Origin of the sequence: Pseudochrobactrum saccharolyticum (assembly GCF_008801715.1) — a bacterium.
GTDB classification, from domain to species: domain Bacteria; phylum Pseudomonadota; class Alphaproteobacteria; order Rhizobiales; family Rhizobiaceae; genus Pseudochrobactrum; species Pseudochrobactrum saccharolyticum.
The window spans coordinates 85,317-111,184 of record NZ_VZPG01000001.1 but is presented as its reverse complement, the minus strand read 5'-3'; the positions used below and the strand labels follow the sequence as shown (position 1 = coordinate 111,184).

Annotated in this window: 23 protein-coding genes and 1 pseudogene; 8 read left to right on the top strand and 16 right to left on the bottom strand. The window is 50.7% G+C overall.

Going from position 1 to position 25,868, the window contains the following annotated elements; all coding sequences use genetic code 11:
- The 4 genes and pseudogenes from F7P81_RS00635 to lptF form a co-directional block, all read right to left on the bottom strand.
- Window positions 1–954 carry a SurA N-terminal domain-containing protein gene (locus F7P81_RS00635; protein WP_028233922.1) on the bottom strand — a complete coding sequence of 318 codons (954 nt, stop codon included), beginning with the start codon at window positions 952–954 and terminating at the stop codon, window positions 1–3.
- A gap of 771 nt (window positions 955–1,725) precedes the next feature.
- Window positions 1,726–3,348 (bottom strand): annotated as a pseudogene (locus tag F7P81_RS00630) (LPS-assembly protein LptD); the annotation flags it as partial.
- A 722-nt stretch (window positions 3,349–4,070) separates the two neighbouring features.
- A complete protein-coding gene (gene lptG, locus F7P81_RS00625) occupies window positions 4,071–5,159 on the bottom strand; it encodes an LPS export ABC transporter permease LptG (RefSeq protein ID WP_151158022.1) in 1,089 nt (362 codons plus the stop codon).
- Entirely contained in the window at window positions 5,156–6,361 is a 1,206-nt protein-coding gene (gene lptF / locus F7P81_RS00620) for an LPS export ABC transporter permease LptF (RefSeq protein WP_151158020.1), read from the bottom strand. The genes lptG and lptF overlap by 4 nt, the downstream gene beginning before the upstream one ends.
- A gap of 280 nt (window positions 6,362–6,641) precedes the next feature.
- Here lptF and F7P81_RS00615 point away from each other — a divergent pair, with 280 nt between their 5' ends.
- The 4 genes from F7P81_RS00615 to F7P81_RS00600 all read left to right on the top strand — a co-directional run bounded on the left by F7P81_RS00615 (window position 6,642) and on the right by F7P81_RS00600 (window position 10,194).
- Entirely contained in the window at window positions 6,642–8,129 is a 1,488-nt protein-coding gene (locus F7P81_RS00615) for a leucyl aminopeptidase (protein ID WP_116089197.1), read from the top strand.
- 327 nt (window positions 8,130–8,456) lie between these two features.
- Entirely contained in the window at window positions 8,457–9,062 is a 606-nt protein-coding gene (locus F7P81_RS00610) for a hypothetical protein (protein ID WP_075654635.1), read from the top strand.
- Between the two features lie 128 nt (window positions 9,063–9,190).
- The gene (locus F7P81_RS00605; protein ID WP_151158018.1) at window positions 9,191–9,640 is read left to right on the top strand and encodes a DNA polymerase III subunit chi; all 450 of its coding nucleotides are present in this window, start codon (window positions 9,191–9,193) and stop codon (window positions 9,638–9,640) included.
- Window positions 9,640–10,194, top strand: coding sequence for a hypothetical protein (locus F7P81_RS00600; RefSeq protein WP_151158016.1), 555 nt, complete (start codon window positions 9,640–9,642; stop codon window positions 10,192–10,194). Before F7P81_RS00605 ends, F7P81_RS00600 begins: the two co-directional genes overlap by 1 nt.
- A gap of 69 nt (window positions 10,195–10,263) precedes the next feature.
- On the opposite strand, the gene F7P81_RS00595 is transcribed toward F7P81_RS00600, so the two are convergent.
- Both F7P81_RS00595 and F7P81_RS00590 read right to left on the bottom strand, forming a co-directional pair.
- Window positions 10,264–12,171 carry an ABC-F family ATP-binding cassette domain-containing protein gene (locus tag F7P81_RS00595; protein ID WP_028233920.1) on the bottom strand — a complete coding sequence of 636 codons (1,908 nt, stop codon included), beginning with the start codon at window positions 12,169–12,171 and terminating at the stop codon, window positions 10,264–10,266.
- A gap of 77 nt (window positions 12,172–12,248) precedes the next feature.
- Window positions 12,249–12,761, bottom strand: coding sequence for a DinB family protein (locus F7P81_RS00590; protein WP_151158925.1), 513 nt, complete (start codon window positions 12,759–12,761; stop codon window positions 12,249–12,251).
- Between the two features lie 355 nt (window positions 12,762–13,116).
- On the opposite strand from F7P81_RS00590, the gene ndk reads away from it, so the two are divergent.
- Window positions 13,117–13,539 (top strand): nucleoside-diphosphate kinase, encoded by a 423-nt coding sequence (gene ndk, locus F7P81_RS00585; protein WP_075654638.1) that lies wholly within the window; start codon window positions 13,117–13,119, stop codon window positions 13,537–13,539.
- A 122-nt stretch (window positions 13,540–13,661) separates the two neighbouring features.
- On the opposite strand, the gene F7P81_RS00580 is transcribed toward ndk, so the two are convergent.
- The 6 genes from F7P81_RS00580 to F7P81_RS00555 form a co-directional block, all read right to left on the bottom strand.
- A complete protein-coding gene (locus tag F7P81_RS00580) occupies window positions 13,662–14,456 on the bottom strand; it encodes a YbaY family lipoprotein (protein WP_151158014.1) in 795 nt (264 codons plus the stop codon).
- Window positions 14,457–15,023: 567 nt separating this feature from the next.
- Window positions 15,024–15,500 carry a molybdenum cofactor biosynthesis protein MoaE gene (locus F7P81_RS00575; protein ID WP_151158012.1) on the bottom strand — a complete coding sequence of 159 codons (477 nt, stop codon included), beginning with the start codon at window positions 15,498–15,500 and terminating at the stop codon, window positions 15,024–15,026.
- Window positions 15,501–15,504: 4 nt separating this feature from the next.
- The gene (moaD, locus tag F7P81_RS00570) at window positions 15,505–15,762 is read right to left on the bottom strand and encodes a molybdopterin converting factor subunit 1 (protein ID WP_028233918.1); all 258 of its coding nucleotides are present in this window, start codon (window positions 15,760–15,762) and stop codon (window positions 15,505–15,507) included.
- Between the two features lie 8 nt (window positions 15,763–15,770).
- The gene (pgsA, locus tag F7P81_RS00565; RefSeq protein ID WP_022712159.1) at window positions 15,771–16,349 is read right to left on the bottom strand and encodes a CDP-diacylglycerol--glycerol-3-phosphate 3-phosphatidyltransferase; all 579 of its coding nucleotides are present in this window, start codon (window positions 16,347–16,349) and stop codon (window positions 15,771–15,773) included.
- A gap of 251 nt (window positions 16,350–16,600) precedes the next feature.
- A complete protein-coding gene (uvrC, locus tag F7P81_RS00560) occupies window positions 16,601–18,697 on the bottom strand; it encodes an excinuclease ABC subunit UvrC (RefSeq protein ID WP_374828106.1) in 2,097 nt (698 codons plus the stop codon).
- The gene (locus F7P81_RS00555) at window positions 18,694–19,476 is read right to left on the bottom strand and encodes an SDR family oxidoreductase (protein WP_246176008.1); all 783 of its coding nucleotides are present in this window, start codon (window positions 19,474–19,476) and stop codon (window positions 18,694–18,696) included. The genes uvrC and F7P81_RS00555 overlap by 4 nt, the downstream gene beginning before the upstream one ends.
- Window positions 19,477–19,900: 424 nt before the next feature.
- Here F7P81_RS00555 and F7P81_RS00550 point away from each other — a divergent pair, with 424 nt between their 5' ends.
- Window positions 19,901–20,551, top strand: a complete 651-nt coding sequence (locus F7P81_RS00550; RefSeq protein ID WP_151158006.1) for an outer membrane protein — start codon at window positions 19,901–19,903, stop codon at window positions 20,549–20,551.
- A 445-nt stretch (window positions 20,552–20,996) separates the two neighbouring features.
- Complete coding sequence (locus tag F7P81_RS00540; RefSeq protein WP_022712154.1) at window positions 20,997–21,647, top strand: outer membrane protein; 651 nt, start codon at window positions 20,997–20,999, stop codon at window positions 21,645–21,647.
- A gap of 71 nt (window positions 21,648–21,718) precedes the next feature.
- Here F7P81_RS00540 and F7P81_RS00535 read toward each other — a convergent pair whose 3' ends face one another.
- From F7P81_RS00535 to F7P81_RS00520, 4 genes are all read right to left on the bottom strand, one after another.
- On the bottom strand, window positions 21,719–22,321 hold the full coding sequence (locus F7P81_RS00535; RefSeq protein WP_075654645.1) for a glutathione S-transferase family protein: 603 nt from the start codon (window positions 22,319–22,321) through the stop codon (window positions 21,719–21,721).
- A gap of 21 nt (window positions 22,322–22,342) precedes the next feature.
- Complete coding sequence (locus F7P81_RS00530) at window positions 22,343–22,972, bottom strand: ribonuclease T2 family protein (RefSeq protein WP_374828108.1); 630 nt, start codon at window positions 22,970–22,972, stop codon at window positions 22,343–22,345.
- Window positions 22,973–23,198: 226 nt separating this feature from the next.
- On the bottom strand, window positions 23,199–23,636 hold the full coding sequence (locus F7P81_RS00525; RefSeq protein WP_022712151.1) for a hypothetical protein: 438 nt from the start codon (window positions 23,634–23,636) through the stop codon (window positions 23,199–23,201).
- Between the two features lie 104 nt (window positions 23,637–23,740).
- Window positions 23,741–24,625: a 23S rRNA (adenine(2030)-N(6))-methyltransferase RlmJ gene (locus tag F7P81_RS00520; protein ID WP_151158002.1), complete on the bottom strand. Its 885-nt coding sequence runs from the start codon at window positions 24,623–24,625 to the stop codon at window positions 23,741–23,743.
- 232 nt (window positions 24,626–24,857) lie between these two features.
- On the opposite strand from F7P81_RS00520, the gene F7P81_RS00515 reads away from it, so the two are divergent.
- Window positions 24,858–25,775 (top strand): DMT family transporter, encoded by a 918-nt coding sequence (locus tag F7P81_RS00515; protein ID WP_151158000.1) that lies wholly within the window; start codon window positions 24,858–24,860, stop codon window positions 25,773–25,775.
- Window positions 25,776–25,868 lie beyond the last annotated feature (93 nt).

Here is a 25,868-nt window from a genome sequence, read left to right as displayed (position 1 = left end):
TTAGCGATTAACGATTTTCGCTTTTTCGCGCAGTTCTTTGACATATTTCTTGCTGATTTCTTCAGCTTTCTTTTCCTGATCTGCATTGCTGCCGGTACCTTCCATGGAGAAGGTCAGCTGTGCAACGCGGTCATCCGATACAGTGCGCTTGGCACAGACGGCGAGGAATTCAACGCCTTTATCAGTATCCTGAACCGCTGTCGGACGGCCTACAGCTGTTGCTTTCAACTGTTTTGACCATTCCGGCGGTAATTGCAGTTCCAGATGCTTGCCGAGATCACGCACGGTCACATCCAGCATGCCCTTGGTTTGGGAACGTGTTGTTTCACAGCTGGAGAAGCGGTTGCGCAGAGCATTGGCTTCGGAGCGGCGTTTCGCCATCGTGCCTGCCGAGCGGCTGGCGGCAGGTACAACGAAAATCACCTGCTGCAATGTATATTCACTGGTTGAAGGCTTTTTACCGCCATCCTTCAGCATGCGCTGAACAGCATCCTGCTCGCTCATCATGCCTTCGGAGCGGAAGCGGGCACCAATCGCACGGCTCCAGCCCATCTGCACCATGATAAAGGTTTTAAAATGCTTCGGCGTGATACCGGCCTGATTCATCAGCTGGTTAAGTTGCGCAACGCTCATTTTGTTACGCGAGGCAAAGCCTGCATAGGCAGTTTCAATTTCCTGATCCGAAACGACAATGCCGCGTGATTTCATTTCCACACGCTTGAGCATTTCTTCAACCAGCTCATCCTGAGCCTGCTTGTTGAGATTGCCGCCGCGGCGCTGCAATTTAAGGAAGGCAGCGCGGTTCGCAATGTCCACATTGGTAATCGGGTTGCTGTTGACGATCACTTTAATTTCGGCAGCTTTGGCAGTGCCGGTAAATTCCGTCACACTCAAAGCCGTCATTGCAACAGTACCGGCAAACACAGCAGCCAGAATGCGTTTATTAAAATTCATGCTCATAGTAGCAAATTTCATACCTGGTTTCCCGTTCCGTGCCTCAGGACGTGATCGTCTCCTGATAGGAAGAAGTAATAGATAAAATGACTTCTGTTGTCACATCCTGTCAGGATTTTCATTCTTGTATAGATGAGCAGTTGCAGTGAAACAATCTCTCATCTGTTTAAGAATGCATGAAAACAGCGAATTTCGACCCCGTTTATACCCGCTCTTATCTAAAACTACGCAGACAATCTTTATTCTCCACAGTCAAAGCCTGTGTGATTGCTGCCATTATCCCCTGTTTGCATTGCTGTATTCCGATATACAGATGCGTTCCGAATGAGGATTAGAGCATTTCACAGTCAAGTTGGATCAACTTGACGCCCGTGATAATGCGACCAAATAAAGAATCTAGAGCGAACGCTATGATCTAATCTGGACGTAAACCGCTCTAGAGTGTAAATCGTACGATTTTATGATGCGTTTGCGAAATAATCTGCGTGCAAAATGCAGATTCAGAGCGGTTCCTGTTAATATTGAGCCGGTAGAACCGCTCGATCTCTTTGTTTTCACGCATGTCGTTATCGGAAAACCGGTGCCCGCTTTACCGTGACATGCTCTGGAGCATTTCACAGTCAAGTTGGATCAACTTGACGCCCGTGATAATGCGACCAAATAAAGAATTTAGAGCGAGCGCTATGATCCAATCTGAACGTAAACCGCTCTGGATAAAATTACGGCTCGCATAAAGCAGGCCGTAATATAATTTCTGATTGTCAAATGAGCTTAGAATGAACTGCCCAGATCGCCCAATGTACGGAAGGAAATATTGAAGCCGACCGAATGGGAAATCTTATCCTGACCCGGACTGCGTGTCTGAATATAGGCCATCGAATAGGTGAAACACTCATCATCATAGGCCAGACCGGACTGAGCACGCACCAGAGTTTCTGATACGATATCATAGGTGCCGGAGCCAAACACACGCCAGTTTTCTTTGAAACGTGTTGAAGCACTCAGACTGACTTCCTGACGATCATTCGCGTAGCCATAATCCGGCTGCTTGGCAATATAAGCATATTTAACCGAAGCCTTAACAATCTGGCCGCTATGGCTGGCTTCCACTTCACCGCGTTTGACATCGAAGCTGTCTTTGTCAAAGCGTCCGCGTGCAGCAAAAGCGAGGCCGGAATTGTTGGACATGCCAAGCATTGCAACATAGTCAGAACGCTTGCCTTCAAGACCGGAATCCGCACCGGCACCGGCAAAGTCGCTTTCGGCAAAGGAGTTCAGGCCACCTAGCTGGAAGGACTGACCGGCAAGACCATGGATGGACCAGCCATTATTCATATTGCCGGAATAGCGCAGACCAAGATTGGCGCGAGTACCGCCTTCAACACGGTCGTAACCGGAGAACTTGTCGCGCTGGAATAGACTGGTCGCATCAAAGACAAAGCTCTGTGCATCTTCGTTCGGCAGACGGCCGGCATAAGGCTCGTCATTACGAACAAAAATCTGCGCTGTCGGCTCCAGCACCTGTGTCATGCTGGTTGATGAGAACAGGATCGGCCAGCGAACTTCCAGGCCGGCAGTTGCCATGCCACGGAAAGCCTGCGAACGGATTTCATTCACAGTACCGAAAGTGTCATTGGTATCAATACCGATCGCATCACCACGCAGAGCGAGGAGAGGGGTAATGACCAGACCCTGTTCAGTAATGAAAGTCCGCTTCCATTCTGCTTCTGTGGTCAGGCGCGCACTGGTGCCCTTCATGCCATTCAGGAAGCGGGCAGCGTTATTCTGATAAATAGTATCAGATGTTTCGCGATAAATGCCCTGCAGATTGCTGGTAATGGTCAGTTCGCCGCCATAGACAGATTCCGGAACAGTATAGAGATAGTCAACACTTGGCAGTACCCAAGGTTGTTTTGTATCTACCGCATATCGGCTGCCGTTCAGCACATCTTCCTGAACTTTGAACTTGTAAAAGTTAATATCCAGATGATTGCGACCGGATATACCGCGCAAATAGACATTGGATGTCAGCGATTCATCGCTATAGCCACCGATCTTATAGGTGCGGCTAAAATTCTTGTCGGTCTGGGCGATAACATCCCAGCCGAAGCTCCAGCGCGGATTGATTTTGAAATCACCTTTGGAGGCAACCATGCCGCGGAAACGCTCTTGCGCATCAACCGTTGTGGAGCCGAACTCTCCCGGCTTCGCCTGATAAATACCCGCTACGCGGATATTATAAGAGCCGTTTTCAAGACGGTGACGCCATTCGGTTTCACTTAAGAAGCCCTGTTTTGTCAGGCCTGTACCATAAGTGGTGATGTCATAATTCGGAGCCAGATTCCAGAAATAGCCCACCCGCATACCGAAACCCAGCTCGTCTTTATAGAGGAAGCTCGGGAACAGGAAGCCGCTCTTGCGCTTGATGGTCGGGTCAGCAATTTCGAAAGCAGGCAGGGCAAAAAGCGATTTGCCGAACATTTCAAAACGGCCGCCTTCAAAGCGGACAGTTTTCTTGGTGCCGTTCCAGATAATTTTCTTGGCTTTAACCTGCCAGAGAACCGGCTTGCTCGGATCTTTTTCACAGGCACGGCAGGCGGTGTAAACACCATTGTTAAATGTGGTGATTTCACCGAGACTGCGTTCAGCACTTTCCGCTGCAAAACGTGTGTCATCGACGGTTTCAACGCGCAGGCCGTTTACAAAGCCATCGCGGAAATCATCGGTCACATCAATTTCATCAGAATAGATGCGGTTGCCGTCTTTTTCGAGAATCTCGACATTACCCTTCGCAACCATGCGCTTGGTTTTTTGGTTGTAGACAACCTGACGCGCAACCAGACGGTTACCGTCATATTCAATCTGAACATTGCCCGCTGCGGTAACTGTATTCTGATCGCGGTCGACAACCAGATTGTCCGCTTGCAACAGCATCTTGGCATCAGGATTGGTCTGATACTGGCTGCCGAAGTCGTCAGAAGGCGCTGCTTCCTGACTGTAAGCCACGGAAGACATGGAAATGATCACAGAGGTGGAAAAAATGCACGCCAGAGCTGTCCCGCGTGCAAGACGCGTGAAGTACTCAGATACTACCGTGCGGGAGCTACTCAATCCCACTAACCATCCTCCTTATGGAGCAAAAAGGAGATTCCAAAAAATGTTGCAATCAATACCGGTACCCATGCCGCTACAAATGGCGGCACGAATCCTGCCGTGCCAAAGGCTTTGGCAAGTACAGTTACGACATAAAGCACGAACCCGGCAATGATGCCACCCAGAATCATTGCTCCGGACTGGCCGGAACGCACAAATTTTAATGAGACTGTTGCAGCAATCAGCGTCATGGCCATCAAAAGAGCAGGCAAAGCCAGCAAAGACTGGAACTGCATGTCAAAAGCGGTGGCCGAAAAGCCGAAAGAGCGGGCGACTTCAATCTTGCGGGGCAATTGCACGAATGGAATCGTGTCGGGCGAAGAAAGTTTTTCTTCGAGAAATTCCGGTTTTAACTGGGTCGGAATCTTTGTGGATAAAAGTTCTTTAGGTTCCTGACCTTCGACAATATGGGTCACATTGGTCAGGTTCCAGTAACCGTCTTCCAGCTTTGCATCACGGGCGTCAAAACGCTCTTTGATTGTCTTGTCTTCATTGAAGACGAAGAAGCTGACATCGCTCAGATGCGTTCCCTGTGCGAGAATGCCCTTGGCGCCGATAATGGTTTCCTGTTCATCAAATTTCTGGCGCAGCCACGGATCGCGCAGCGCTGTAACCTGATTAACATTGCCGTTTTGCCAGCGCGTGCTGATTTCCAGCGATTTTTCAAAGCCATAAGCCGCAAGCGGATTAATGATGAAAATGGTGATGAGGCCGAACAGGAAGGCACCAAGACAGGCAGGCAGCAGAAACTGCCATGCGGAAACACCGACTGAACGCGCAACCACCAGTTCATAGCGGCGGTTCAGCGAAATCAGCGTGGCCATAGCCGAGAACAGCGCTACAAACGGAATAACCTGCTGCATGATGAAGGGAATGCGCATCGCTGAAAGCCCGAGTGCCGCCCATGCCGAATAATCGGGGAGGGTGGAGAGCTTGCTGGCATTTTCCGTAAAATCGAGCAGCAGCGACAATGCGAAAATACCCAGCAGAAAATACAGCGTGGTCTGCACATAGCGCATGAAAAAATAGCGTCCGAGCGTCCAGCCGATCATGACTGACCTCCTGATGTATTTTTCTTGCCGGCAAAACGCTCATAAAGCGGGCGCAGGCGGGCTATTAATTGTTCGGTTATGTCCTGAATCTTGTCTGACCATGAGGTCGGCAGGCTGAGTGAGCGTCCGCTGAACAATGCATAGAGGCAGACCGCAATGACACCGAGCGGAATAAGATACATGACCGGCACATAGCTCAGATTCTTCTCGGCGCGGTCAGACACAAAATATCCTGCCCAATAGACGATCAGCGAAAGCGAAATCGCCGAGAAAGAAGCGGAAACTCGCGCTTCACGATGGGAACGCGCGTCGCCAGCCAGAACCAGAGCAATCATGGCGAAAACGAAAGGATAAAGCCAGTTTGTCAGGCGTTTATGCAGTTCCGCGCGATATTGCAGCGGTCTGGTCTGAAAAATCGGGTCATTCTTGTCCGGATTGATGAGATAGGACAGGTGACGGTCTTTGGCATAAAGAACCATATCGCCGCCTGTATCTGTGAACTGGCTCAGGTCAAATGCATATTGATCAAATTTAATAATGGAAACGCTGCCGGTTTTTACATCACGGCGCTGAATCTCACCATTATTCATCAGCAGAACGTCATTGCCGTTATTATTGGCGATAGCACCGTCCAGTGCATAATAAACCAGATCCGTATTGGCATCACGGGAATCGGCGATGAACATGCCGCCGATACTGCCATCTGATTTACGCTCGGCAATCTGCACATAGAGATTGTCGGATAATTTGCGGAAGCTGCCTTCCTGTACAACCACATTGATCAGATCTGCGCTCGCATTGGCCAGCATGGAACGCATATTATAGCGTGCATAGGGGTCAACGAAATTGGCAATCAGAAATGAGATAACCGCAAGCATGGCAGCAAACAGCAATACCGGCCGGATTACGGCCGTGCGCGGGCTGCCGGAGGCATTGATGACCACCAGCTCCGAATCCTGATTCATGGTGGAGAGTGTCTGCGTGATGGCAATCACCAGTGCAAACGGCATCACCAGAGGGATGACGGAGGGAATAAACAGCGAGAAAAACTGGATGGCTGTTGCCAGAGACTGGCCGCTGGAAGTCAGGAAGTTGATGCGCTGCAATACCTGCACTGTCCACGTAATGCCGATGGCCGCGCAGAACACGGCCAGAAACATTATTCCTACGCGGCGCAGGATGTATCGCTCGATCAGTTTCATATGCTGAATTTACATCCTGAACCTTAGGGCTGAACCTGTTATTATCTGCCGGTTATACAAATTTGCTGACATCTTATAATCGTTTAAAGACGGCACGCAAACGCTTGTCATATAATCCGTGTTTATCATAATCGGGTCTTGGCTAAAAATAGACAAAGAAATTAGGTTAACAAAACACTTATTCGTCAGAGACGGTAATTTATGGCTTGTGGTTTGGTCTTGATAGAGCCACAAAATGCATTTGAGTTATGCGACTCTGTTTTTACCTATTGGAGTTATTATGTCCAAAAATCCAGTCATCAAGTTCTCGAATTTTTCAGAAAAGCTGAAAGATGTCGTGATTGTACCCGTGAGCAAAGACGGTTCGGTTGCCGCACAGGCAAATCATGTTGGCGGCGAAGGTTTCGTTTCCGGCCTGATTACCAAAGCCGGTTTCAAGGGCAAACTTGGTGCAACGCTTGAAACTTACCTTGCTGACGGTGCAGGCGCAGAGCGTCTGGTTCTGGTTGGTATCGGCGATCCTGCCAAGCTGAAAAATGATGACTGGCTGAAAATCGGCGGCGCGGCATTCGCTAAAATCGGCAAATCCGCTGAAGCCAATGCAATTCTCGCAATTGACGGTCTGGAAATTTCGGCTGAAGCGGCTGCGGATTTTGCTCTGGGCGCACAGCTGCGCGCTTATCGTTTTGACAAGTACAAAACCAAGAAAAGCGATGATAAGGCTGAGGCTAAAGATGTTAAGCTGACCATTCAGGTTGCTGATGCTGCCGGTGCGGAAAAAGCTTACGAAGCTGCGGCTGAAATTGGTGAAGGTGTGCTGCTGGCGCGCGATCTGGTCAATGAGCCTGCAAATGTGCTCGGCCCGGTTGAATTTGCTGCGGAAGCAGAAAAGCTTGAGAAACTTGGTGTTAAAATCACCATTCTCACCGAAAAAGAAATGAAAAAGCTCGGCATGGGCTCGCTGCTCGGCGTTGCTCAGGGTTCTGTCCGTCCGCCGCGTCTGGTTGTTATGGAATGGAACGGTGGCAAAGCAAAAGACAAACCGGTTGCTTTTGTCGGTAAGGGCGTTGTGTTCGATACCGGCGGTATCTCCATCAAGCCTGCGCTTGGTATGGAAGATATGAAGGGTGACATGGGCGGTGCAGCTGCTGTTACCGGTCTGATGCGCGCTCTTGCCGGTCGTAAAGCCAAGGCCAATGTTATCGGCGTGATCGGTCTTGTGGAAAATATGCCGGATGGCAATGCACAGCGTCCGGGTGATATCGTCACCACCATGTCCGGTCAGACGATTGAAGTGATCAATACCGATGCGGAAGGCCGTCTGGTTCTGGCTGATGCACTATATTACACTGCGAAAACCCATAAGCCGCGCTTCATGATCAATCTGGCGACGCTGACCGGTGCGATTGTAATCGCTCTCGGCACTCAGCATGCGGGTTTGTTCTCCAATGATGATGAACTGGCAGAGCAGCTGTTTGATGCCGGTCAGACCAGCGGTGAAAAACTGTGGCGTATGCCGCTCACCAAGGAATATGACAAGATCATCGATTCCAAATTCGCAGATATGCGTAACTCGGCCGGTCGTCCAGCCGGTTCGATCACTGCGGCTCAGTTCCTGAAGCGTTTTGTCGGTGATACACCTTGGGCGCATCTGGATATTGCCGGTACTGCGATGGATTCACCTGCCAGCGAGTATAATGAATCCTGGGGTTCGGGCTTTGGTGTCCGTGTTCTGGATCGCCTCGTTCGCGATCATTACGAAGGCTGATAAGCAGTTATCCTGCCACATGATTGGAAAAGCCGGTGTTCGCACCGGCTTTTTTGTATTTTAAAGCATGTCGCGGAAAGGCAGACACCGGTTTTCGGCGACATGCGTAAAAACAAGGAGACAGAGCGAGCGCTGTGGCCTCACTTAAACGCGATACACTCCGGCGGAAATAAATACCTCAATAAAAATTGACCGGCGCAATATGAATTTTAATTGTGCGCAGCAACAAGAACTTGTTAAGATGTCACAAAATGTTCATTGAGATGCTGTGTCCGCCGGTTTTGGCACCCCTGAAGGACGGGCTGGCTATTTATTCCGGATAAAATTGTGTTTCCATCTTATGCTTCGCGCAGTTTCATCAGTGCAATGCTGGTACTGCTTTTATTAAATGTTCTGTTCTTTTTCTTCGTGACGGATTTTGACAATCTTGTCGTCGAAATGGGAGAGGCCGGATTGCTCGAGAATTTGCAACTGGTTTATCTCGGTCTTGCCGCAATCGCGTTTTTCATCGGCGGCCTGCGCAGTGAGGGGCCTGCGCGAATGTTTGCAATCGGTATGTCCGTACTGATGTGGATTTTCTTCTTCCGTGAATTTGAAATCGAGCCGACAGGACCGGTGAGCAATTACATTAAATCCCATGCATTCCGCTGGCATGAGGCAATTATCGTCATCGCTTTCGCCGCTATTTATGTTTTCCGCCATTCAGATTATGTGCGCCCTGTATTGACCTTTGTTTTCAGCCGTAAAGCATGGCCTTTTTATCTGGCAGCGGCACTCATCGCTCTCGGCGAGGTTTTTGAGAAAATGCACGGGCTTGCCTTTAACGAGTTTCTGGAAGAAGCACTGGAAAGCCTGAGCTATTTTACGCTGTTGTGCCTTGGTGTGCGCAGCATCACTGCGCCGCAACAGGCACCCCGTTCTGCAACCGCCTGATTATAATCTCCGGTTTTTCTGTATGAGGCAGCCTGTCTGATCGACAGGCCGTTTTGTTTCTGGTTTAAGCTGTTATCCGGTATATATGAGATGCGAGAGGTAAGGGGCGCGGTTCCCTGCATTGGCTGATGGCGGAAATTCTGTTTTATCATCTGACTGAATCCGTTTTGGATGAAGCTTTGCCGGGGCTGGTTGACCGCTCGTTAGAGCGGGGCTGGCGCGTGACAATTCAGATGACATCGGAAGAGCGCCGCGATGAACTCGACCGCTTGCTGTGGACATGGAGCAATGCCTCATTTCTTGCCCATGGCACAGATGTACAGCCCAATGCAGAACATCAGCCCGCCTTGCTCACAACCACCACGGATAATCTGAACGGCGCAACAGTGCGTTTTGTTGTGGAAGGCGCGGAAATCGCCGGTGCTGAGAACTATGATCGTCTGGTGGTTATGTTTGACGGACACGACGCTGCCCAGCTGACCAAAGCGCGAGGGCAATGGAAGAGCCTGAAAGCCGCAGGACATCAGCTGACCTATTGGCAGCAAAATGCAGACCGCCGCTGGGAGAAAAAAGCCTGATGCGTATTTTTTGTATTCTGCTGTTTCTCGTTGGTTTGGCGACCGGTGTGATCTGGCCGTGGGCGCAGCGTCATTTTGGCGGCGAGGAAATCGGCACATGGGTGCTCTATCAGCGCGAGGGCGGTTATCAGTCTGCGAAAGTACAATTGAAGCCTGAAGATGCGCCATTGCGTATTTTTGTTGATGCGCAACCAATGCAGGGCGTAACCAGCGGACAAAAGCCATCGGTACTTAATCTGGCAGTGTCACGTGATGGTGTGCCGGTATTGGCGGAGCGCCTCAGCTACAGCCCGAAAAGCGGTAATGAACAGCGCGATCTGCCACAAAGCGGTGCTGTCATTCGTCAAAGCGCCAAGGACATGGAAACTCTGCAAGCGGGCACGTATGAATTCAGCGTGCGGGCGGTGGAAGACGGCTTGTCGCTGATAAAAGCCGATCTGGTTTTGCGCCGTGGCGCACCTCCGGTTGACGAGAATATCACCATGATGGGTGTGGTGATTATGGTGGCCGGTCTCTACGGATTTATGCGTACACGCAGACGGCAGAAAGCCTAAATTGTCCAATAATTAAGCCCGCCGTTTCACAGAACCGGCGGGCTTAATCTTTATGGCTCAGATGTGCTGTTAATCAGCCATTGCCTCTTCATATTCCGCAGAATAGGTCAGCCATTTTTCTTCAACGTCTGCCAGTTTGGTTTCAGCGGACTTCAGATCAATATTGAACTGTACGGCTTTCTGGGCATCCTTGGTATAAAGTTCAGGATCTTCCAGTTTGCCTTTCAGTGCCTGAATCTCTTTCTGCAGTTTTTGCATTAAAGACTCGGAATCATTAATCTTTTTCTGCAGCGGTTTAAGCTGTTCACGCTTCTGCGCAGCTTGTTTACGCTGATCTGCTTTGCTGAGTTTCGGCCCTTCATCGACCGGTGCAATATCTTGCACAAGCTCTGTGGTGCTGTTTGGCGTGCTTTTATCGCTCAGAACCAGAGAACGGTAATCATCCAGATCGCCGTCATAAGGTTTGACCGTGCCGTTACGCACCAGCCACAGCCGATCCATGGTTGCTTCGATGAGATGACGATCATGGGCGATGAGGATCACAGCGCCTTTGAAATCATTCAGCGCGTGAACCAGCTCTTCACGGCTGTCGATATCCAGATGGTTGGTCGGCTCATCGAGGATCAGCAGGTTCGGACCATGGAAGGTCGCAAGCCCCATCAGCAAACGTGCTTTTTCACCACCGGAAAGCTCTTTAGCCTTGGTCAGCATCTTTTCCGTTGCCAGCCCCATCTGGGCGACACGGGCACGCACTTTGGCCTCCGGTGCATCCGGCATCAGCTTGCGCACATGCTCAATGGCATTGTCTTCCGGCACCAGATCATCCAGTTGATGCTGGGCGAAGAAGGCAACCTTCAGCGCTGGTGAAAGGGTCAGTGTACCGCCTTCCGGTTTCAGCCGTCCGGAGATCAGCTTTGCCAGAGTGGACTTACCGTTACCATTGGAGCCGAGCAGGGCAATTCGGTCATCATTATCAATACGCAGTGAAAGATTGCGCAGGATAGGTTTGCCGGTTTCATAACCGACATCGGCATTTTCCAGCGCGATGATTGGCGATGCTGCCGCTTTTTCCGCTTCAGGAAAGCGGAATGGCTGCACATGCTCATCATAATGCGCGGCTATCGGCTTCAGTTTTTGCAGGGCCTTTAAGCGGGACTGTGCCTGACGTGCCTTGGAAGCCTTGGCGCGGAACCGCTCTACAAAGGATTCCATATGCTTGCGATGGGCTTCCTGCTTCACACGCTGCTTCTGCTGCAATTCCAGCATTTCGGCGCGCTGACGTTCAAACTGGTCGTAATTACCCTTCCAGAAAGTCAGCTTCTTATTTTCCAGATGCAGAATAGAACTGGTTGCCGAGTTCAGCAGATCGCGGTCATGGCTGATGATGATGACAGTATATGGGTAGCGCTTGATATAGTCGATCAGCCACAACACGCCTTCAAGGTCGAGATAGTTGGTTGGTTCGTCAAGCAGCAGCAGATCAGGCTGGGCAAACAGCACAGCCGCCAAAGCCACACGCATACGCCAGCCACCGGAGAAGGACGAGGCAGGGCGCAATTGCGCTTCCGCATCAAAACCCAGGCCGGAGAGAATGGCGCTGGCACGCGCTTCCGCTGAATGGGATTCAATATCGGCAAGGCGGATATGAATTTCGGAGATACGTGCCGGATCAGTCGCCGTTTCGGCTTCCTGCAACAAGGCAAGGCGTTCTTTATCCGCTTTCAGAACAATCTCTATCAGAGACTCTTCTGTGCCTGGTGCTTCCTGCGCCACCTGACCGATACGGGTGTTTTTCGGGATGGAAATATCGCCGGTATCCGACGACAATTCACCGGTAATCACCTTGAACAGGGTCGACTTGCCGGTGCCGTTACGCCCGACAAAACCGGTCTTTGAACCAGATGGCAGTGTTGCACTGCCATGGTCGATGAGGACGCGTCCGACCATGCGGACGGTTATATCATTAAGGATCAACATAGAGCGGTTTTGCACGGGATATTGCAATTGTGCAAGAGGCAAAAACGTCCGGTTATGCTTGTGCTGGGACGGAAATATTAGACGAAGCGGCGGCCGGATTCCGATTTCTGGAAAATCATCATATCCAGTTCCGGTGCCGTATGTTTCAGCATGGTGAGTGCTGCATGAACCTGCCCGCGATAATGGGTCTGATGGTTGAATATATGGGCAAGGGCAGGGGCAAGCCGCTGACTGATGGTGCGCATGTCGCTCATGTTGAGAAACACAAAACGCCCTGAAACCTCGGCAGGAGAAAGTCCCTCCAGCCATTCCAGAATACGCGTATCCTCCTGCAGGCGGGCAGCGCGCAGGTCAGACAAAGCCAGATAAAGAATGGCATCAGGTGTTTTCGGGTGATCGCCTTCACCGGTAAAGCGCTTCATCCACAGGCGGTCATTGCCTAGCAGGTGATTAAGCGTGGCATGGACAGATTTGTAATGCAGGCCTGCATCCTGCCGGTATTCACTTTCAGTCAAAGCCGCAACCGCGTCGAAAAGCTGTTTATTGGCCCAGCCATTATAGGCAGCAAGCATCAGAAAATGTTGCTTCATCATCAAGCTCTCATCAAAAACCAAAAACAGCAAAAGACAGCCCGTGCAACACAGAATCGCTGTTATTGTCATGAGCGTTGTTAACTATAACCTGTCTTTGCACTTATAGCAGGCTAAATCACTTTATTATCAGTGTCTTGTCATTCCATTGTATTATGTGAAAGCTATGTATGGCGGCGCAGCTAAAATGATGCTCAGCACGATGAGACAGGACTGAGTAAACAGAAACAGAATGGGGCGCGTTTTCACCGCACTTTCAGCAGCATTTTACACCAGGTTTAATGATCTTATTTGACTGTAAAAGGCTGTGAGGGTATAGAACGGCACCTTTCCTCTAAATATATACAGGACAAAAATGGCCATCGAACGTACCTTTTCCATGATCAAGCCAGATGCAACCAAGCGCAACCTGACCGGTGCAATCACCGCCAAGCTCGAAGAAGCTGGTCTGCGTGTTGTTGCTTCCAAGCGCGTATGGATGAGCAAGCGCGAAGCTGAAGGCTTCTATGCAGTGCATGCAGCACGTCCTTTCTTCGGTGAGCTGGTTGAAACCATGACTTCCGGCCCGACAATCGTTCAGGTTCTGGAAGGCGAAAACGCAATCCTGAAAAACCGCGAAGTTATGGGCGCAACCAATCCGGCAGATGCTGCTGAAGGTACAATCCGTAAAACCTTCGCTCTGTCGATCGGTGAAAACTCGGTACACGGTTCCGATGCTCCTGAAACAGCTGCTCAGGAAATCACCTACTGGTTCTCTTCGACAGAAATCGTTGGCTAATTTATTTAGTCTTTGATTTAAAAAAGCGCTGCAGCAATGCGGCGCTTTTTTTATATGCAGAGATGTAAAAAAACGGGTACGCTTTTGAAAGCGTGCCCGTTTCAATTCAAAGATCAGACAAATCAGCTGTTATTGGCGAGACGGGCAAGCTCCAGCCCGTTATCTCCCAGCAGATAGAGTTTGCCGTTATTAATGCTGAACTGACGGGTCTGTTTCAGTACATCGAGAAATTTGGTTTCCTGATCCATCAGGGCAGGCGGACACTGCATGAATGTGGAGCCGATGGTACCGAAATTCAGCGCTTCACCGGTAATGGTTGCCTTGCCGAAATAACGGTTGCAACCGCCCGAACCGGACACTTCGCCGCTCGGAGAAATTGACAGGGTTGTCTGGGCAAAGTCAATTACACCGGCACCACGGATATCCTCTGTGAGCCATTCATGATTTTCCAGTGTCAGCGGTGTTTGCAGGTTGGTATTTTTGCGCACATTGACAACGCGGATTTCATAGGCGCTGTCAAATTTTTCCGGATTGAACTCATGGCGTGTGTCATTGATAAACCACAGAGTATCACCGGCGCTGATACGTGCCTGCAAGGCATAGGTATGCTTTGCAACGAGTTTGGAAGAATCGAATTTCAGTTCAAACGGAATTGGCGCGGATGGAATATTGCTGAGCTGCTGTTCGGCAATTACCTGTGCCGGCGCATCAGCGAGTGAAACATCCAGCAACTGCACATTCAACGTGGCCTCCGGAGGCAGGGCAATCCGCTCGCGATACATGACAGTGCCACGTATTGTTTTTTCAGATGCGATACTCTGCGTCGGCATGGTTGAGGAAAGGATCATTGCGCTGCCGCCTAAGACGGCCAGTCCTATCAGGGATGCAGCAATGATGCGCGCTTTACCAATCAACATATTCTGTCCTGTTTGTTGCACTGCCAGTTTAGACTCTCTCCGTTTTCCAGAAGTTGTCTGAGCTGACATTTTAACCGGCGGTATATTAACGCCAAATGACTAAACACATAATTTACGTTAAGTTTTAACCTTAACACGTGTTGTTATGTGGTTTTCTTCATTGTTTAGCTGTCGGGAATCTTCTTTGATCTGTTTTGGATAATGAAATTGCCGGACGACTAAAAAATGCTCACCGGTGATTTAAACCGGTAATTCTGGAATCAATGCATATCCATGAGTCGTAAGTGCTCTCCGGACTATAGGATCAAATCCGGATAAAACACGAGTTGAATCATATAAATATGCTGTATCAGCTACTGCCCTGATTTTATGGTTTACTTATGGCAATGCAAGTCAGTGCAAATAATTTCACAGGATTGTAAAATATTCAAACGGGATTTTGACTCAGGCAAAGCTGAGTTGTCTTAGAGCGCCGTGTGCCAGACTTGGCACACAAAGGTCGCTCTAATACTTTAAAATTAGAGCATAACTTTTCCTTAAACTGATCCAAGTTTAAGGGATTATGCTCTAATCCTGCCAGCGCTTCTTCATGTCTTCGTCGCTGGCTTTGGCTTTGACCCAGCCCGACTGCGGATCGCCATTCTTGGGAGCAGGGGTGATCAGATGTTCTTTCTTCCAGAAAGGCGCATCGCTCTTGAGATAATCCATCAGAAATTCTGCGGCTTCAAAGGCGGCCTGTCTGTGCTTGCTGGCTGTGGCAACAAACACAATCTGCTCACCGGCTTTGATGAGACCGCTGCGATGAACAATGGTAACGCCCTGTAGCGGCCAGCGTTGCACGGCATCGGCAGCAATACGCGCCAGCTGCGCTTCTGCCATGCCCGGATAATGTTCAAGTTCCAGCGCCTGAAGTGTTTTATTCTCATCACGGCAAAAGCCGGTAAAACTGACAACCGCGCCGATATCTGTGCGCCCTTCAGTCATACGGGCAGTAAGGACAGCCGCATCAAAGTCATCTTGCGAGACAAGAATAGTCGGCTGCATTGCCTCAGCCTCCGGTCATTGGCGGGAACAAGGCAATCTCATGCGCACCGGCAATCGGCGTGTCATGCTCCACATGTTCCTGATTGATCGCCACGCGGATCACATCGGAAAAGCGCAAAGCATGTGCATAATTCTCATCAATGCCGGAAAGATGGCTCAGCAGGTCAGATACAGTTTTGACAGTCTGAGGCAGATCGAGACTCTCGTCAGATTTGCCGATCTGCTCCCGTACCCATGCAAAATATACCAGTTTGACTGTCATAACGGCCATCAGATCATGTGTTTGATACCGGCACGGAAATAGTCCCAACCGGTATAAAGTGTCAGAATTGCTGAAATCCACAGCAGGATCAGCCCTGTTTCCGTTGTATAAGGCAGGATTTTGTCACCGGCAGGGCCGGCAAGCAGAAAAGCCAGCGCAATCATCTGAATAGTGGTTTTCCATTTTGCCAGCTGCGAAACCGGCACACTGACTTTCAGATCCGCCAGATATTCACGCAAACCGGAAACCAGAATTTCACGGCAGAGGATGATAATGGCAGCCCAGAGCGTCCAGCCGGCAATGGTACCGTCGGCGGCCAGCAGCAGCAGAATTGCGGAGACCAGCAGCTTATCAGCAATCGGGTCAAGCATACGGCCGATGCTGGATGTCTGTTTCCACATACGTGCCAGATAGCCGTCGAAGAAATCCGTGATGCTGGCGGCAGCGAACAGGCCGAGCGCCCACCATCTTGCGGTGTCACTGCTCTTCAGATGGCCTTCAAGGAAAAAGCACAGAACCACAAGTGGCACAGCAACGATACGTGCGTAAGTAAGGATGTTGGGCAGTGATAATGTGTGTTTACTCATAGTCCCCTAAAACCCGTATTCTGGATAAGCGTGAGCGGGAAACCCACGACTGGAGAAGTAAGCCTTACGGCTCATGAAAATCTTTAGACGCACATCTTGTCCGAAAATAGTTTCACCACTTTCGGGATGTGTTTTACGCTACACGACAAATCATTGTCAGCTGGTTACCATCAATCCCGCAATAGGGTAAAAAGCAACACTCAGACCGGCTTTTTAAGGCTTATTATGTGCATATTGCGTCAGATAACCCATTATTGATCGCGGAAGTGGTCATAAATGGTCTGCGCCAGTGCTTCCGAGATGCCTTCAACCTGCATGAGATCTGTCAATGCTGCGCCTGCAACTGCTTTTGCCGTGCCGAATTCATGCAGCAAAGCACGCTTGCGGGAAGGGCCGATACCGGCAATTTCATCCAGCGGACTTTTGACCATTTCTTTTTTGCGCTTTGCCCGATGGGTGCCGATAGCGAAACGGTGTGCTTCATCGCGCATACGCTGAATGAAATAGAGTACCGGATCGCGCGGCGGTAATGTGAAAGCCGGTTTGCCGCTGACGAAAAAACGCTCACGTCCCGCATCGCGGTCTACACCTTTGGCGATACCGATGGATATGACTTTATCATTGATACCCAGCTGCGTGAGAATATCACGAACTACACCGACTTGTCCCTGACCGCCATCAATCAGAATAACATCAGGCCACGCAGGGAAACCGTCATCCGTAATGTCGTCTGCATCCGTTTCACTGTCTGCAGGTACTTGAGGCGCCTGTGTCTCCAACTCTTTCATATGATCTTTTATCAGCCTGCCAAAACGGCGCTCAATCACCTCGCGCATCATTCCGAAGTCGTCGCCCGGGGTGATCTCCGTGGAGCGGATATTGAATTTGCGATACTGGTTTTTGATGAAACCGTCCTGTCCGGCGACAATCATGCCGCCAACAGCATTGGTGCCCATGATGTGGGAGTTATCGTAAACCTCAATACGGCGCGGAATGCGCGGCAGTTCGAAAGTCTCGGCCATAGCTTTCAAAAGGCGCGCCTGTGATGAGGTTTCGGCCAGCCTGCGTCCCAAGGTTTCGCGGGCATTGGTCATAGCGTGATCGACGAGGTCTTTCTTTTCACCGCGCTGCGGCACATTGAGCGTCACACGGCGTCCTGCAGAAGCCGACAGGGCGTCGCCCAGCAGTTCCTGTTCTTCCACCGTTTCAGACAGCAGGATCAGTTGCGGGCAGGGCTTGTTATCGTAAAACTGGGTGATGAAAGCGCCAAGCACTTCCGCAGCCGACAGGGATGGGTCAGCCTTCGGAAAATAGGCGCGATTGCCCCAGTTCTGACCGGTGCGGAAGAAAAAGACCTGAATACAGGCCAGTCCGCCTTCCTGATGAATGGCAAAAACATCAGCCTCATCCACAGTTTGCGGATTGATACCCTGATGGGACTGGATATGGGACAAAGCCGACAACCGGTCGCGGAAAATAGCGGCGCGTTCAAAATCCAGCTCTTCAGCGGCGGCACTCATTGCATCACGCATCTGCTGCTGCACGGCTTTGCTGCGGCCGGAGAGAAAGGATTTTGCTTCTCGTACCAGCTCTGAATAATCTGCATCGCTGATTTCATGGGTGCAGGGACCGGAACAGCGCTTGATCTGATGCAGCAGACAAGGGCGCGTGCGGCTCTCAAACATCGAGTCGGCGCAGCTGCGCAAAAGAAAGGCACGCTCCAGCACATTAATCGTGCGTGTGACAGCGCCTGCAGAGGCAAAAGGACCGTAATATTCGCCTTTACGGGAGCGCGCGCCGCGATGTTTGAAAATACCGGGTGCACGGGTATCGCCGGAAATCAGAATATAGGGAAAGGATTTATCATCCCGAAGCAGAACATTAAAACGCGGACGTAAGCGTTTGATGAGATTCGCTTCCAGCAGCAGTGCTTCTGTTTCCGTGCGGGTAACGACAAATTCCATAGTTGCCGTTTCGCGGATCATGCGGGCAATGCGGTTGCTGTGTCCCTGACCGCGGGCATAATTGCTGACACGCTTCTTCAGGCTTTTGGCTTTGCCGACATAGAGCACGTCACCCTCACGGTTGAACATGCGGTATACGCCGGGATTGTTCGGCAGTTTTTTCACAAAAGCATTGATGACATCCGGCCCGCTCAAATTCTGGGTTGATGCGTCAAACTCATCCAGCGCGGAATCCCAGCGGATATTGCTGGCCAGCGCAGATGCAGAGCTTGCCTCTTCGGGGAAGTTGTCTTCGTCATCTCCGGCATCATCTGTCAGTAAGACATCCTCATCCGGCTCCATGTCCGGATGGGTAATATCATTGCCGTTTATGCTTTGTGTCATTCCGAAATACCTGCAATATCCGGCGTTTCCCATGCCAGATGTTGTCCGCCGTCCAGCGCAATCATTTGCCCTGTGACGGACCGTGTTCTCCACAGATAGTCAATCGTCGCGGCAAATTCATCGAGCAGCGGTGCTTTTTTTAGCAGCACTGCATCAACCTGCTTTTCGAAATCTTCAATATGCTGTCTCTCGCTCGGCAATGTCGGACCGGGGCCGATTGCATTGACGCGGATTGCCGGTGCAAGCGCCTGTGCCAAAGTGCGTGTGGCTGTCCATAATGCGGTTTTGGACAGGGTATAGGAAATGAATTGCGGATTGAGCTTCCATACGCGCTGGTCGGTAATATTGACGATCAGCCCCTGTTTATCTTCCGGTAAAGCCTCGGCCATAGCCTGCGCCAGAAAGACCGGCGCTTTCAGATGTACGGCAAAATGACGATCCCACAGATCGTGGGTGAGGGTGCCGATACGGTCGTCTTCAAAAACGGAAGCATTATTGACCAGCAGCTCCACGGGGCCGAAATGCGCTGCCGCTTTGTCCATCAGCGTGGCTACCTGTGCATTGTCCGACAGGTCTGCGGTCACAATAGCGGCTTTGCCGCCTTCATCGCGGATGCGTTGCACCAATGCTTCTGCTTGTGTGGCGGAGCGGTTACAATGAATGATAACCGGATAGCCGCGTGTAGCCAGATCCTCAGTTATATGGCTGCCAATACGCTTTGCGCCGCCGGTAATCAGGGTGACGGGTAAAACTTCAGACATAGTCCGCTTGGCAGTCATCGGGGGCAGGCTCCTTTGGTTATGGCACATCCGGCGGGTGAAATGATTCTGACTTCATGTGCATGCAAATCAGCAAATATGATCGCATAGTATCATGGAATAACCTGTTTTAGCGTGAAGGAAAAATGCCTGACAAAAAATCTGTAGAAGATAGGCTGCGGCTTGTTTTTAAGGCTGAAGTTTTTGCAGCTTGCAATACTATTCAAAAAATACGGTAACTATTTAATATTTAAGAAAATGTTGCCTCGTTGCATCATTGGTTTCGGTTCGTTTTTCTGCTGCTTTTCTGCCGTTTTCTGGTCGTTTTTGTGCATTTAAGCCAAGACTCTCCTGTCGGATATGACAGGGGAATAATGCCGGATTGAAATATGTTTTTGGCAATCCGGTTCTCATTTTTAAAATTGGAATATTGCAAGGAAATTTTATGAAACATTTTAAAACTCTGGCGCTGGTTTCAGCCTCGGCTCTTTCATTTGCTGTACCGGCTTTGGCAGCTGATATTGTTCGTGCGCAGCCAGACGTTCCTGCTCCGGTTGTGCAGACACCACCGCAGAAAACCTGGGAGGGTGGTTATATCGGTATTTATCTTGGTGCCGGTGCAAATAATTTCAAAAACAAATCCGCTGCCGGTAATCTGAAAAATAACAATGTGAAGCTTGGCGGCTATGCGGGCTGGAACTTCCAGAACGACAATATCGTTTATGGTGTGGAAGGTGATGCCGGTTACAATGGTGCAAAGAAAACCAAAGATGGTCTGAGTGCCCGCAGCGGATTTGACGGCTCTCTGCGTGCCCGTCTTGGCTATGATATGGGCGCAGTCATGCCTTATGTAACTGCTGGTGTTGCCGGTACGCAGGTGCGTTACAGCAATGATGCAGATTCCAGTAAGAAATTTCGTCTTGGTTGGACTGCCGGTGTCGGAGCCGAAACCATGCTGACACAAAATGTCAGTGCGCGTCTTGAATATCGCTATTCTGACTTTGGCAAGAAGGATCTCATATTGGGTAATGTTGCTGTGCCATCAGCAAAATTGCAGAGCCACGATATCCGTTTGGGTGTTGGCTATAAATTCTGAAAACCACGCATTTTTCACAGATTCGCCTTAGCGCGTTTGGCTGAGCGGATTCGGATAAATAATGACGCCTATCCTCAGCGATAAAAAAGACGAATGTCGGGATGCGGTTAAGAGGCGGTAAAGAAGGCCGGAATTTTCCGGCCTTCTTTTTTATAAGAAAAACAAGATATAAATTTATTATCAAATAGTTGTGGTGGTTTCGGTCTGTTCGGCAGTGGTTTTGACTGACATGTTTCAGCCATAATAAGGCCGGTTTTTTTCCATGCTACGGCATTTCTGCTGCCGTAATTCAGCGTCATCTTTTGCCTTGTTAAGCAATCTTCTTTCTCCCGCACAGAAATGGATCGGAAGGAAGACGGGGCGTATCGCGTTCAGCTCAGCCGTTACAGGTCAGGTCTGGAGGCTTCGCTGTACAACAGTTTAGAAATTTATAAGGACAAGGCGTATGCGCACTATCAAATCTCTGGCACTTGCTTCTGTTGCGTTGTTGCCGCTTTCGGCCACAGCTTTTGCCGCAGATGCGATTCAACCGCAGACATATGAGCCGGCACCGGTTGTAGATGTTGCTCCTCAGAGCAGCTGGGCAGGCGGCTATACCGGTCTGTATCTTGGCTACGGCATTAACAAATTCAAAACTGACAACTATGTTGGTGATCTGAAAGACAATAATGCCAAATTCGGCGGTTATGCCGGTTGGAACTTCCAGAACGACAATATCGTTTACGGTGTGGAAGGTGATGCCGGTTACAACTGGGCTAAGAAAGAAGAGCTCGGTCTGACTGCGAAGAGCGGTTTTGAAGGCTCGCTGCGCGGCCGTCTTGGTGTCGATATGGGGCCGGTTATGCCTTATGTGACAGCCGGTGTTGCCGGTACGCAGGTTAAATTCTCCGATGCAACCTCATCGCAGGATAAGTTCCGCGTTGGCTGGACAGCCGGTGCCGGTGCTGAAACCTTCCTGACACAGAATGTAACTGCCCGTCTGGAATACCGTTATTCCGATTTCGGCAAGAAAGACTTCCAGCTGGATAGCGGCACTGTCAACGACGGTGGTCTGCAGACCCACGATATCCGTCTGGGTGTTGGCTACAAGTTCTAAGGAATATCTCATTTAGTTGAGATCATGCCTGATAAAAAAGCCGGGAAGCAATTCCCGGCTTTTTTTGTTTTTTACGCAGCTTTCGGCAATTGTGCCGCCAGTTCCGGATGCACTTCGGCAAAGCGCTTGACCCAGCGTTTCAGTTTCGGACGGCCGCGTTCCCAGCCATTGCCGAAGCGCAAATTGAGATAGCCGAGCGTTGCGGCAATAGCGATGTGCCCGCCATGGATTTTGGTGCCGATACGCGGCGCTGTTTCATTTAGCAGATCGAGCGTGCGTTCTGCCTTTTTCCAGTACCAGTCCAGCACCGGTTGATGCACGATTTCTTCAGGGCGCATACGGCGTTCATAGACATGCGCTACCAGCACATCGGCAAGACCATCTGCAATTGCTTCAAATTTTTCAGCATCCAGACGCTTCTCAGCATTGCGCGGAAACAGCTTGTTGCCGGAAATGCGGTTGAGATACTGGGTGATGACGCGGCTGTCGAAAACAGTTTTACCTTCCGGTGTAACCAGCGTCGGAATTTTGCCGAGCGGATTGGCGGCAATCAGTTCTGCCGGTTCTTCGCTGGTCACGACAATATGTTTTTCCAGTTCAATACCGGCATATTGCGCTGCAAGACGCACTTTGGCGCTGAAAGGTGAGGAAGGGGATGTGTAAAGTTTGTGCATGTTGGAACCTGAGATAAGAGATCAACGGTTAGGAAGCAGAGTAACGGAACGGCTGCGGCAGGAATTACGATCCACTTCGCCGCATGAACGGAATTTGAGGCCTTTATCCATACAGATACGCACCTCCTGAAGACGCCTGCGATTGCAGGTCACGGCAATTGCATCTCCGGTCAAACCCGGATTTGCGGCAATGAATGCCTTTTCAACAAGCTGCGGATCAACATTGCGCGGGCTTGCGACATTGCGCAAGGCAGGCGGAACAGTCACAGCCTGATAGGCTTTGCCCAGCGTGGAGAAATAATCGCGCTGACTGATCCCCACGCAGGTGCCATGTTTGCGCCATTCATGACGCATCAGACCGGCTGAGGGCATAATGTCAGACAGGGATGAGACGATATCCCGTGGCACCGTGTCATTGGCCTGCCGGTGATCGCAGCTTTCAGGAAAACCACGATCATATTGCGGCCACAGACCATGAACGATGAAACCGTAATTGCGGCCGGTGCCGCATTGTTGGCGGGCATTGGAGCGGTTGCCATTATCAGCGCAATAGCTTGGCGACCAGCTGAGCGACAGGACATAGAAGTCAAAATTCGCATTGCCGGATGGTGATGGCGCATCCTGCGGCTTAGGTAATGTACGCTGCGGGATTTTGTTTTCCGGCTTTAAAACCGGTCTGTCCTGATTGTTCAAAGGGTTGAGTTTGCGCAGATCGTTGCCCATGCTCTGCATCAGCTTGTCACTGAGGGATTGCGCTGATGCCGGTGAAGTAAAGGCGAGAGCAGAGGCAAGCAAAGCCGCAGCAACAGAAAAACAGCCCGTTTTGCTGGGTGCAAACGGGCTGTGTGCTTTCAATCGGATGCGTGACATATGCGGATCAGCGAAGCACGCGGCAGCGGCCGTCATAGACAAACCACTTATCAAAACCGTCTACACAGGATTCGACATTGCGTCCCATGGATGCCAGTCCCTGACTTTCTTCCACCATATACCAGATATTACGGTTCTCGCCATTGGAGAGCACGGCAGTGGCGCGGCAATAATGGCGCTCAATACCTGACGGATAGGTTTTCGGGTCATAACGTGTTGCGCTGACATTGCTGACGGCATTGATGCTGACAGCAGGCATTTCCGGCACACCGCGCACAAGACGGTCGAACTGTGCGACCGCGCTGTTGATGACGCTTTGTTCGTGGCAGACAGGATCAGTCACGGCAGGGGCAGTTGCAATATAATCCGCGGCCTGAGCCTGAGAAAAAGATCCTGCTGACAGACCTGCAAGCAGCGCGAAAGCAAAAGCGGAGCGTAATGACATGAATCTGTCCTTATTGAAAACTGTTAACCGAAGTTTTTGCCATATTCCTGTGTCGGGTCAAGCCTCAACAACGCACAAGAGAGTGATCATTGGCAAATGAGCACTTATTTTTTCGTCCGCTCTTCGCCGTTGATCCATTCAATCTTATAGCTGCCCTGATTATTCTCTCCGAAAAGCGTTGCCAGCCATGGTGAGATTTTAGTCATTTCTTCCTGCAGCAGATAAGGCGGATTGATGATAATCATGCCGGTGCCGTCAAAGCGCGGTTCCTGCGACGGTGCACGCACAGCCAGTTCCAGACGCAGAATTTTTGGCAGGCCGGTTTCTTTCAAATTAGCGATGAAGCGGTTGACCTCGCGGCGGTCTTTCACGGGATACCACAAAGCATAGGTGCCGGTGGCAAAGCGGCGGTGCGCCTTCATCAATCCTTCAACGAGGCGGTCAAATTCTCCGGCAATTTCAAATGGCGGATCAACCAGCACCACACCGCGTTTCTCTTTGGGCGGCAGATGTGCACCCAGCGCCAGCCAGCCATTCAATTCGGTGACACGGGTCTGGTAATCGCCTTCAAATAAAGCGGCCAGTGTTTTGAAATCCTGCGGATGCAGTTCCAGTGCCGAAAGGCGATCCTGTGCGCGCATCAGTTTTCGTGTCAGTAATGGTGAACCCGGATAATAACGCAGGCTGCTGCCTTTGACGGTGCTGTTTTCCTGTTCAATGACATCGAGATAAGGCGTAATCAGTTCCAGCACTGCTGCGGGAATGGAGCCTGCTGCTTTGGCGTCAAGAACCTGCTCGATACCGCTGCGCCATTCCAGTGTTTTACCGGCTTCCACACCACTTAAGTCATAGCGGCCGATGCCTGCATGAGTGTCGATCACGCGCAGGGCGGCTTCCTTGCGCTGCATATAGAGCAGCACACGGGTCAGAACGATATGTTTGAACACATCGGCAAAATTTCCGGCGTGATAGGCGTGGCGATAATTCATATTCAGTATTTCCGGTGTTCGAAAGCGCGGTGCTGCAGGCGGGATTCAAAGCAGGACGCTTTGTCATGGTCAATGCCATATATCTGTTCAAGCGGGATTATGCCATAACCAGCATACCGGATGTGCAGTCAATCTGATTCTGCCTTTTAGACCGGTTATGTAACAGTCCGGTGACGCTCAGCAGTTTCAGGAAAAGTGGTAACCGCCTTCGCGGGGAAAAGAAAACGGCGCTATGTCTGGTTTTGTCGTTCTGATCGTTCTTTTCGGCGCATTGCTGCATGCGAGCTGGAATGTCATCGTCAAATCCGGCACAGATAAATATCTCAATGCCGTTCTGGTCTGTGGTGCTGCTGGTCTGGTGGCACTGGTACTGATCCCGTTTCTACCACTGCCATTAGCTCCAAGCTGGCCTTATATGATTATATCAACCATTTTTCAGGTTTGTTACCTGTTCATGGTTGCTGCCGCTTACAGCAACGGGGATATGAGTCTGGCCTATCCGCTGATGCGCGGAACGCCGCCTTTGCTGGTTGCTATGGCTGCGGGTCCGCTGATCGGTGAAGTGCTCGGTGCCGGACAATGGCTGGCAATCGGGTTTATTTCCTGCGGCGTCTTAACAATGGCACTCGGCAGCCGCCGGAAAACGGCGGCAGGGGCTCTCGGCAGCCGCCAGAAAACGGCGGCAGGGGCTCTCGGCAGCCGCCAGAAAACGGCGGCAGGGCAAAACACGTCCCGAACCGTGATAATCGCTCTGGTCAATGCCTTATTCATTGCAGGATATACGCTGGTGGATGGTATCGGTGTGCGTGTATCCGGTAATGCGATATCCTATACGCTCTGGGCATTCCTGTTTAACGCAATCCCTGTGGTGAGCTGGGGGATATGGAAATATCGTGGAGAGCTTGTCGGGCATATCAGGCAGCGCGGCCATCTGGCTATGATCGGCGGTGCAGGCACGCTCGGCTCTTATGGTCTGGCACTCTGGGCAATGACCATGGCACCGGTTGCGATGGTTGCAGCCTTGCGCGAGACCTCAATCCTGTTCGGTATGATCCTTTCTCTCTTTTTGTTACGGGAGCATATCAGCCTGAAACGTCTTGCCGGAGCTTTGCTGATTGTCTGCGGCACAGTGCTGATGCGTCTGGTCTGACAGGACTGATATCCGATAAAAATAAAGCTGTGCTGATTTATCGTCTGTCGGAGCCGTTATATTTTTGTATGGTGCTAAAATAACTCCTTCAGG

Coding starts and splice junctions, on each gene's coding strand:
- F7P81_RS00635 (WP_028233922.1), bottom strand. CDS start 954: ATGAATTTTAATAAACGCATTCTGGCTGCTGTGTTTGCCGGTACTGTT.
- lptG (WP_151158022.1), bottom strand. CDS start 5,159: ATGATCGGCTGGACGCTCGGACGCTATTTTTTCATGCGCTATGTGCAG.
- lptF (WP_151158020.1), bottom strand. CDS start 6,361: ATGAAACTGATCGAGCGATACATCCTGCGCCGCGTAGGAATAATGTTT.
- F7P81_RS00615 (WP_116089197.1), top strand. CDS start 6,642: ATGTCCAAAAATCCAGTCATCAAGTTCTCGAATTTTTCAGAAAAGCTG.
- F7P81_RS00605 (WP_151158018.1), top strand. CDS start 9,191: ATGGCGGAAATTCTGTTTTATCATCTGACTGAATCCGTTTTGGATGAA.
- F7P81_RS00600 (WP_151158016.1), top strand. CDS start 9,640: ATGCGTATTTTTTGTATTCTGCTGTTTCTCGTTGGTTTGGCGACCGGT.
- F7P81_RS00595 (WP_028233920.1), bottom strand. CDS start 12,171: ATGTTGATCCTTAATGATATAACCGTCCGCATGGTCGGACGCGTCCTC.
- F7P81_RS00590 (WP_151158925.1), bottom strand. CDS start 12,761: ATGAAGCAACATTTTCTGATGCTTGCTGCCTATAATGGCTGGGCCAAT.
- ndk (WP_075654638.1), top strand. CDS start 13,117: ATGGCCATCGAACGTACCTTTTCCATGATCAAGCCAGATGCAACCAAG.
- F7P81_RS00580 (WP_151158014.1), bottom strand. CDS start 14,456: ATGTTGATTGGTAAAGCGCGCATCATTGCTGCATCCCTGATAGGACTG.
- F7P81_RS00575 (WP_151158012.1), bottom strand. CDS start 15,500: ATGCAGCCGACTATTCTTGTCTCGCAAGATGACTTTGATGCGGCTGTC.
- moaD (WP_028233918.1), bottom strand. CDS start 15,762: ATGACAGTCAAACTGGTATATTTTGCATGGGTACGGGAGCAGATCGGC.
- pgsA (WP_022712159.1), bottom strand. CDS start 16,349: ATGAGTAAACACACATTATCACTGCCCAACATCCTTACTTACGCACGT.
- uvrC (WP_374828106.1), bottom strand. CDS start 18,697: ATGACACAAAGCATAAACGGCAATGATATTACCCATCCGGACATGGAG.
- F7P81_RS00555 (WP_246176008.1), bottom strand. CDS start 19,476: ATGACTGCCAAGCGGACTATGTCTGAAGTTTTACCCGTCACCCTGATT.
- F7P81_RS00550 (WP_151158006.1), top strand. CDS start 19,901: ATGAAACATTTTAAAACTCTGGCGCTGGTTTCAGCCTCGGCTCTTTCA.
- F7P81_RS00540 (WP_022712154.1), top strand. CDS start 20,997: ATGCGCACTATCAAATCTCTGGCACTTGCTTCTGTTGCGTTGTTGCCG.
- F7P81_RS00535 (WP_075654645.1), bottom strand. CDS start 22,321: ATGCACAAACTTTACACATCCCCTTCCTCACCTTTCAGCGCCAAAGTG.
- F7P81_RS00525 (WP_022712151.1), bottom strand. CDS start 23,636: ATGTCATTACGCTCCGCTTTTGCTTTCGCGCTGCTTGCAGGTCTGTCA.
- F7P81_RS00520 (WP_151158002.1), bottom strand. CDS start 24,625: ATGAATTATCGCCACGCCTATCACGCCGGAAATTTTGCCGATGTGTTC.
- F7P81_RS00515 (WP_151158000.1), top strand. CDS start 24,858: ATGTCTGGTTTTGTCGTTCTGATCGTTCTTTTCGGCGCATTGCTGCAT.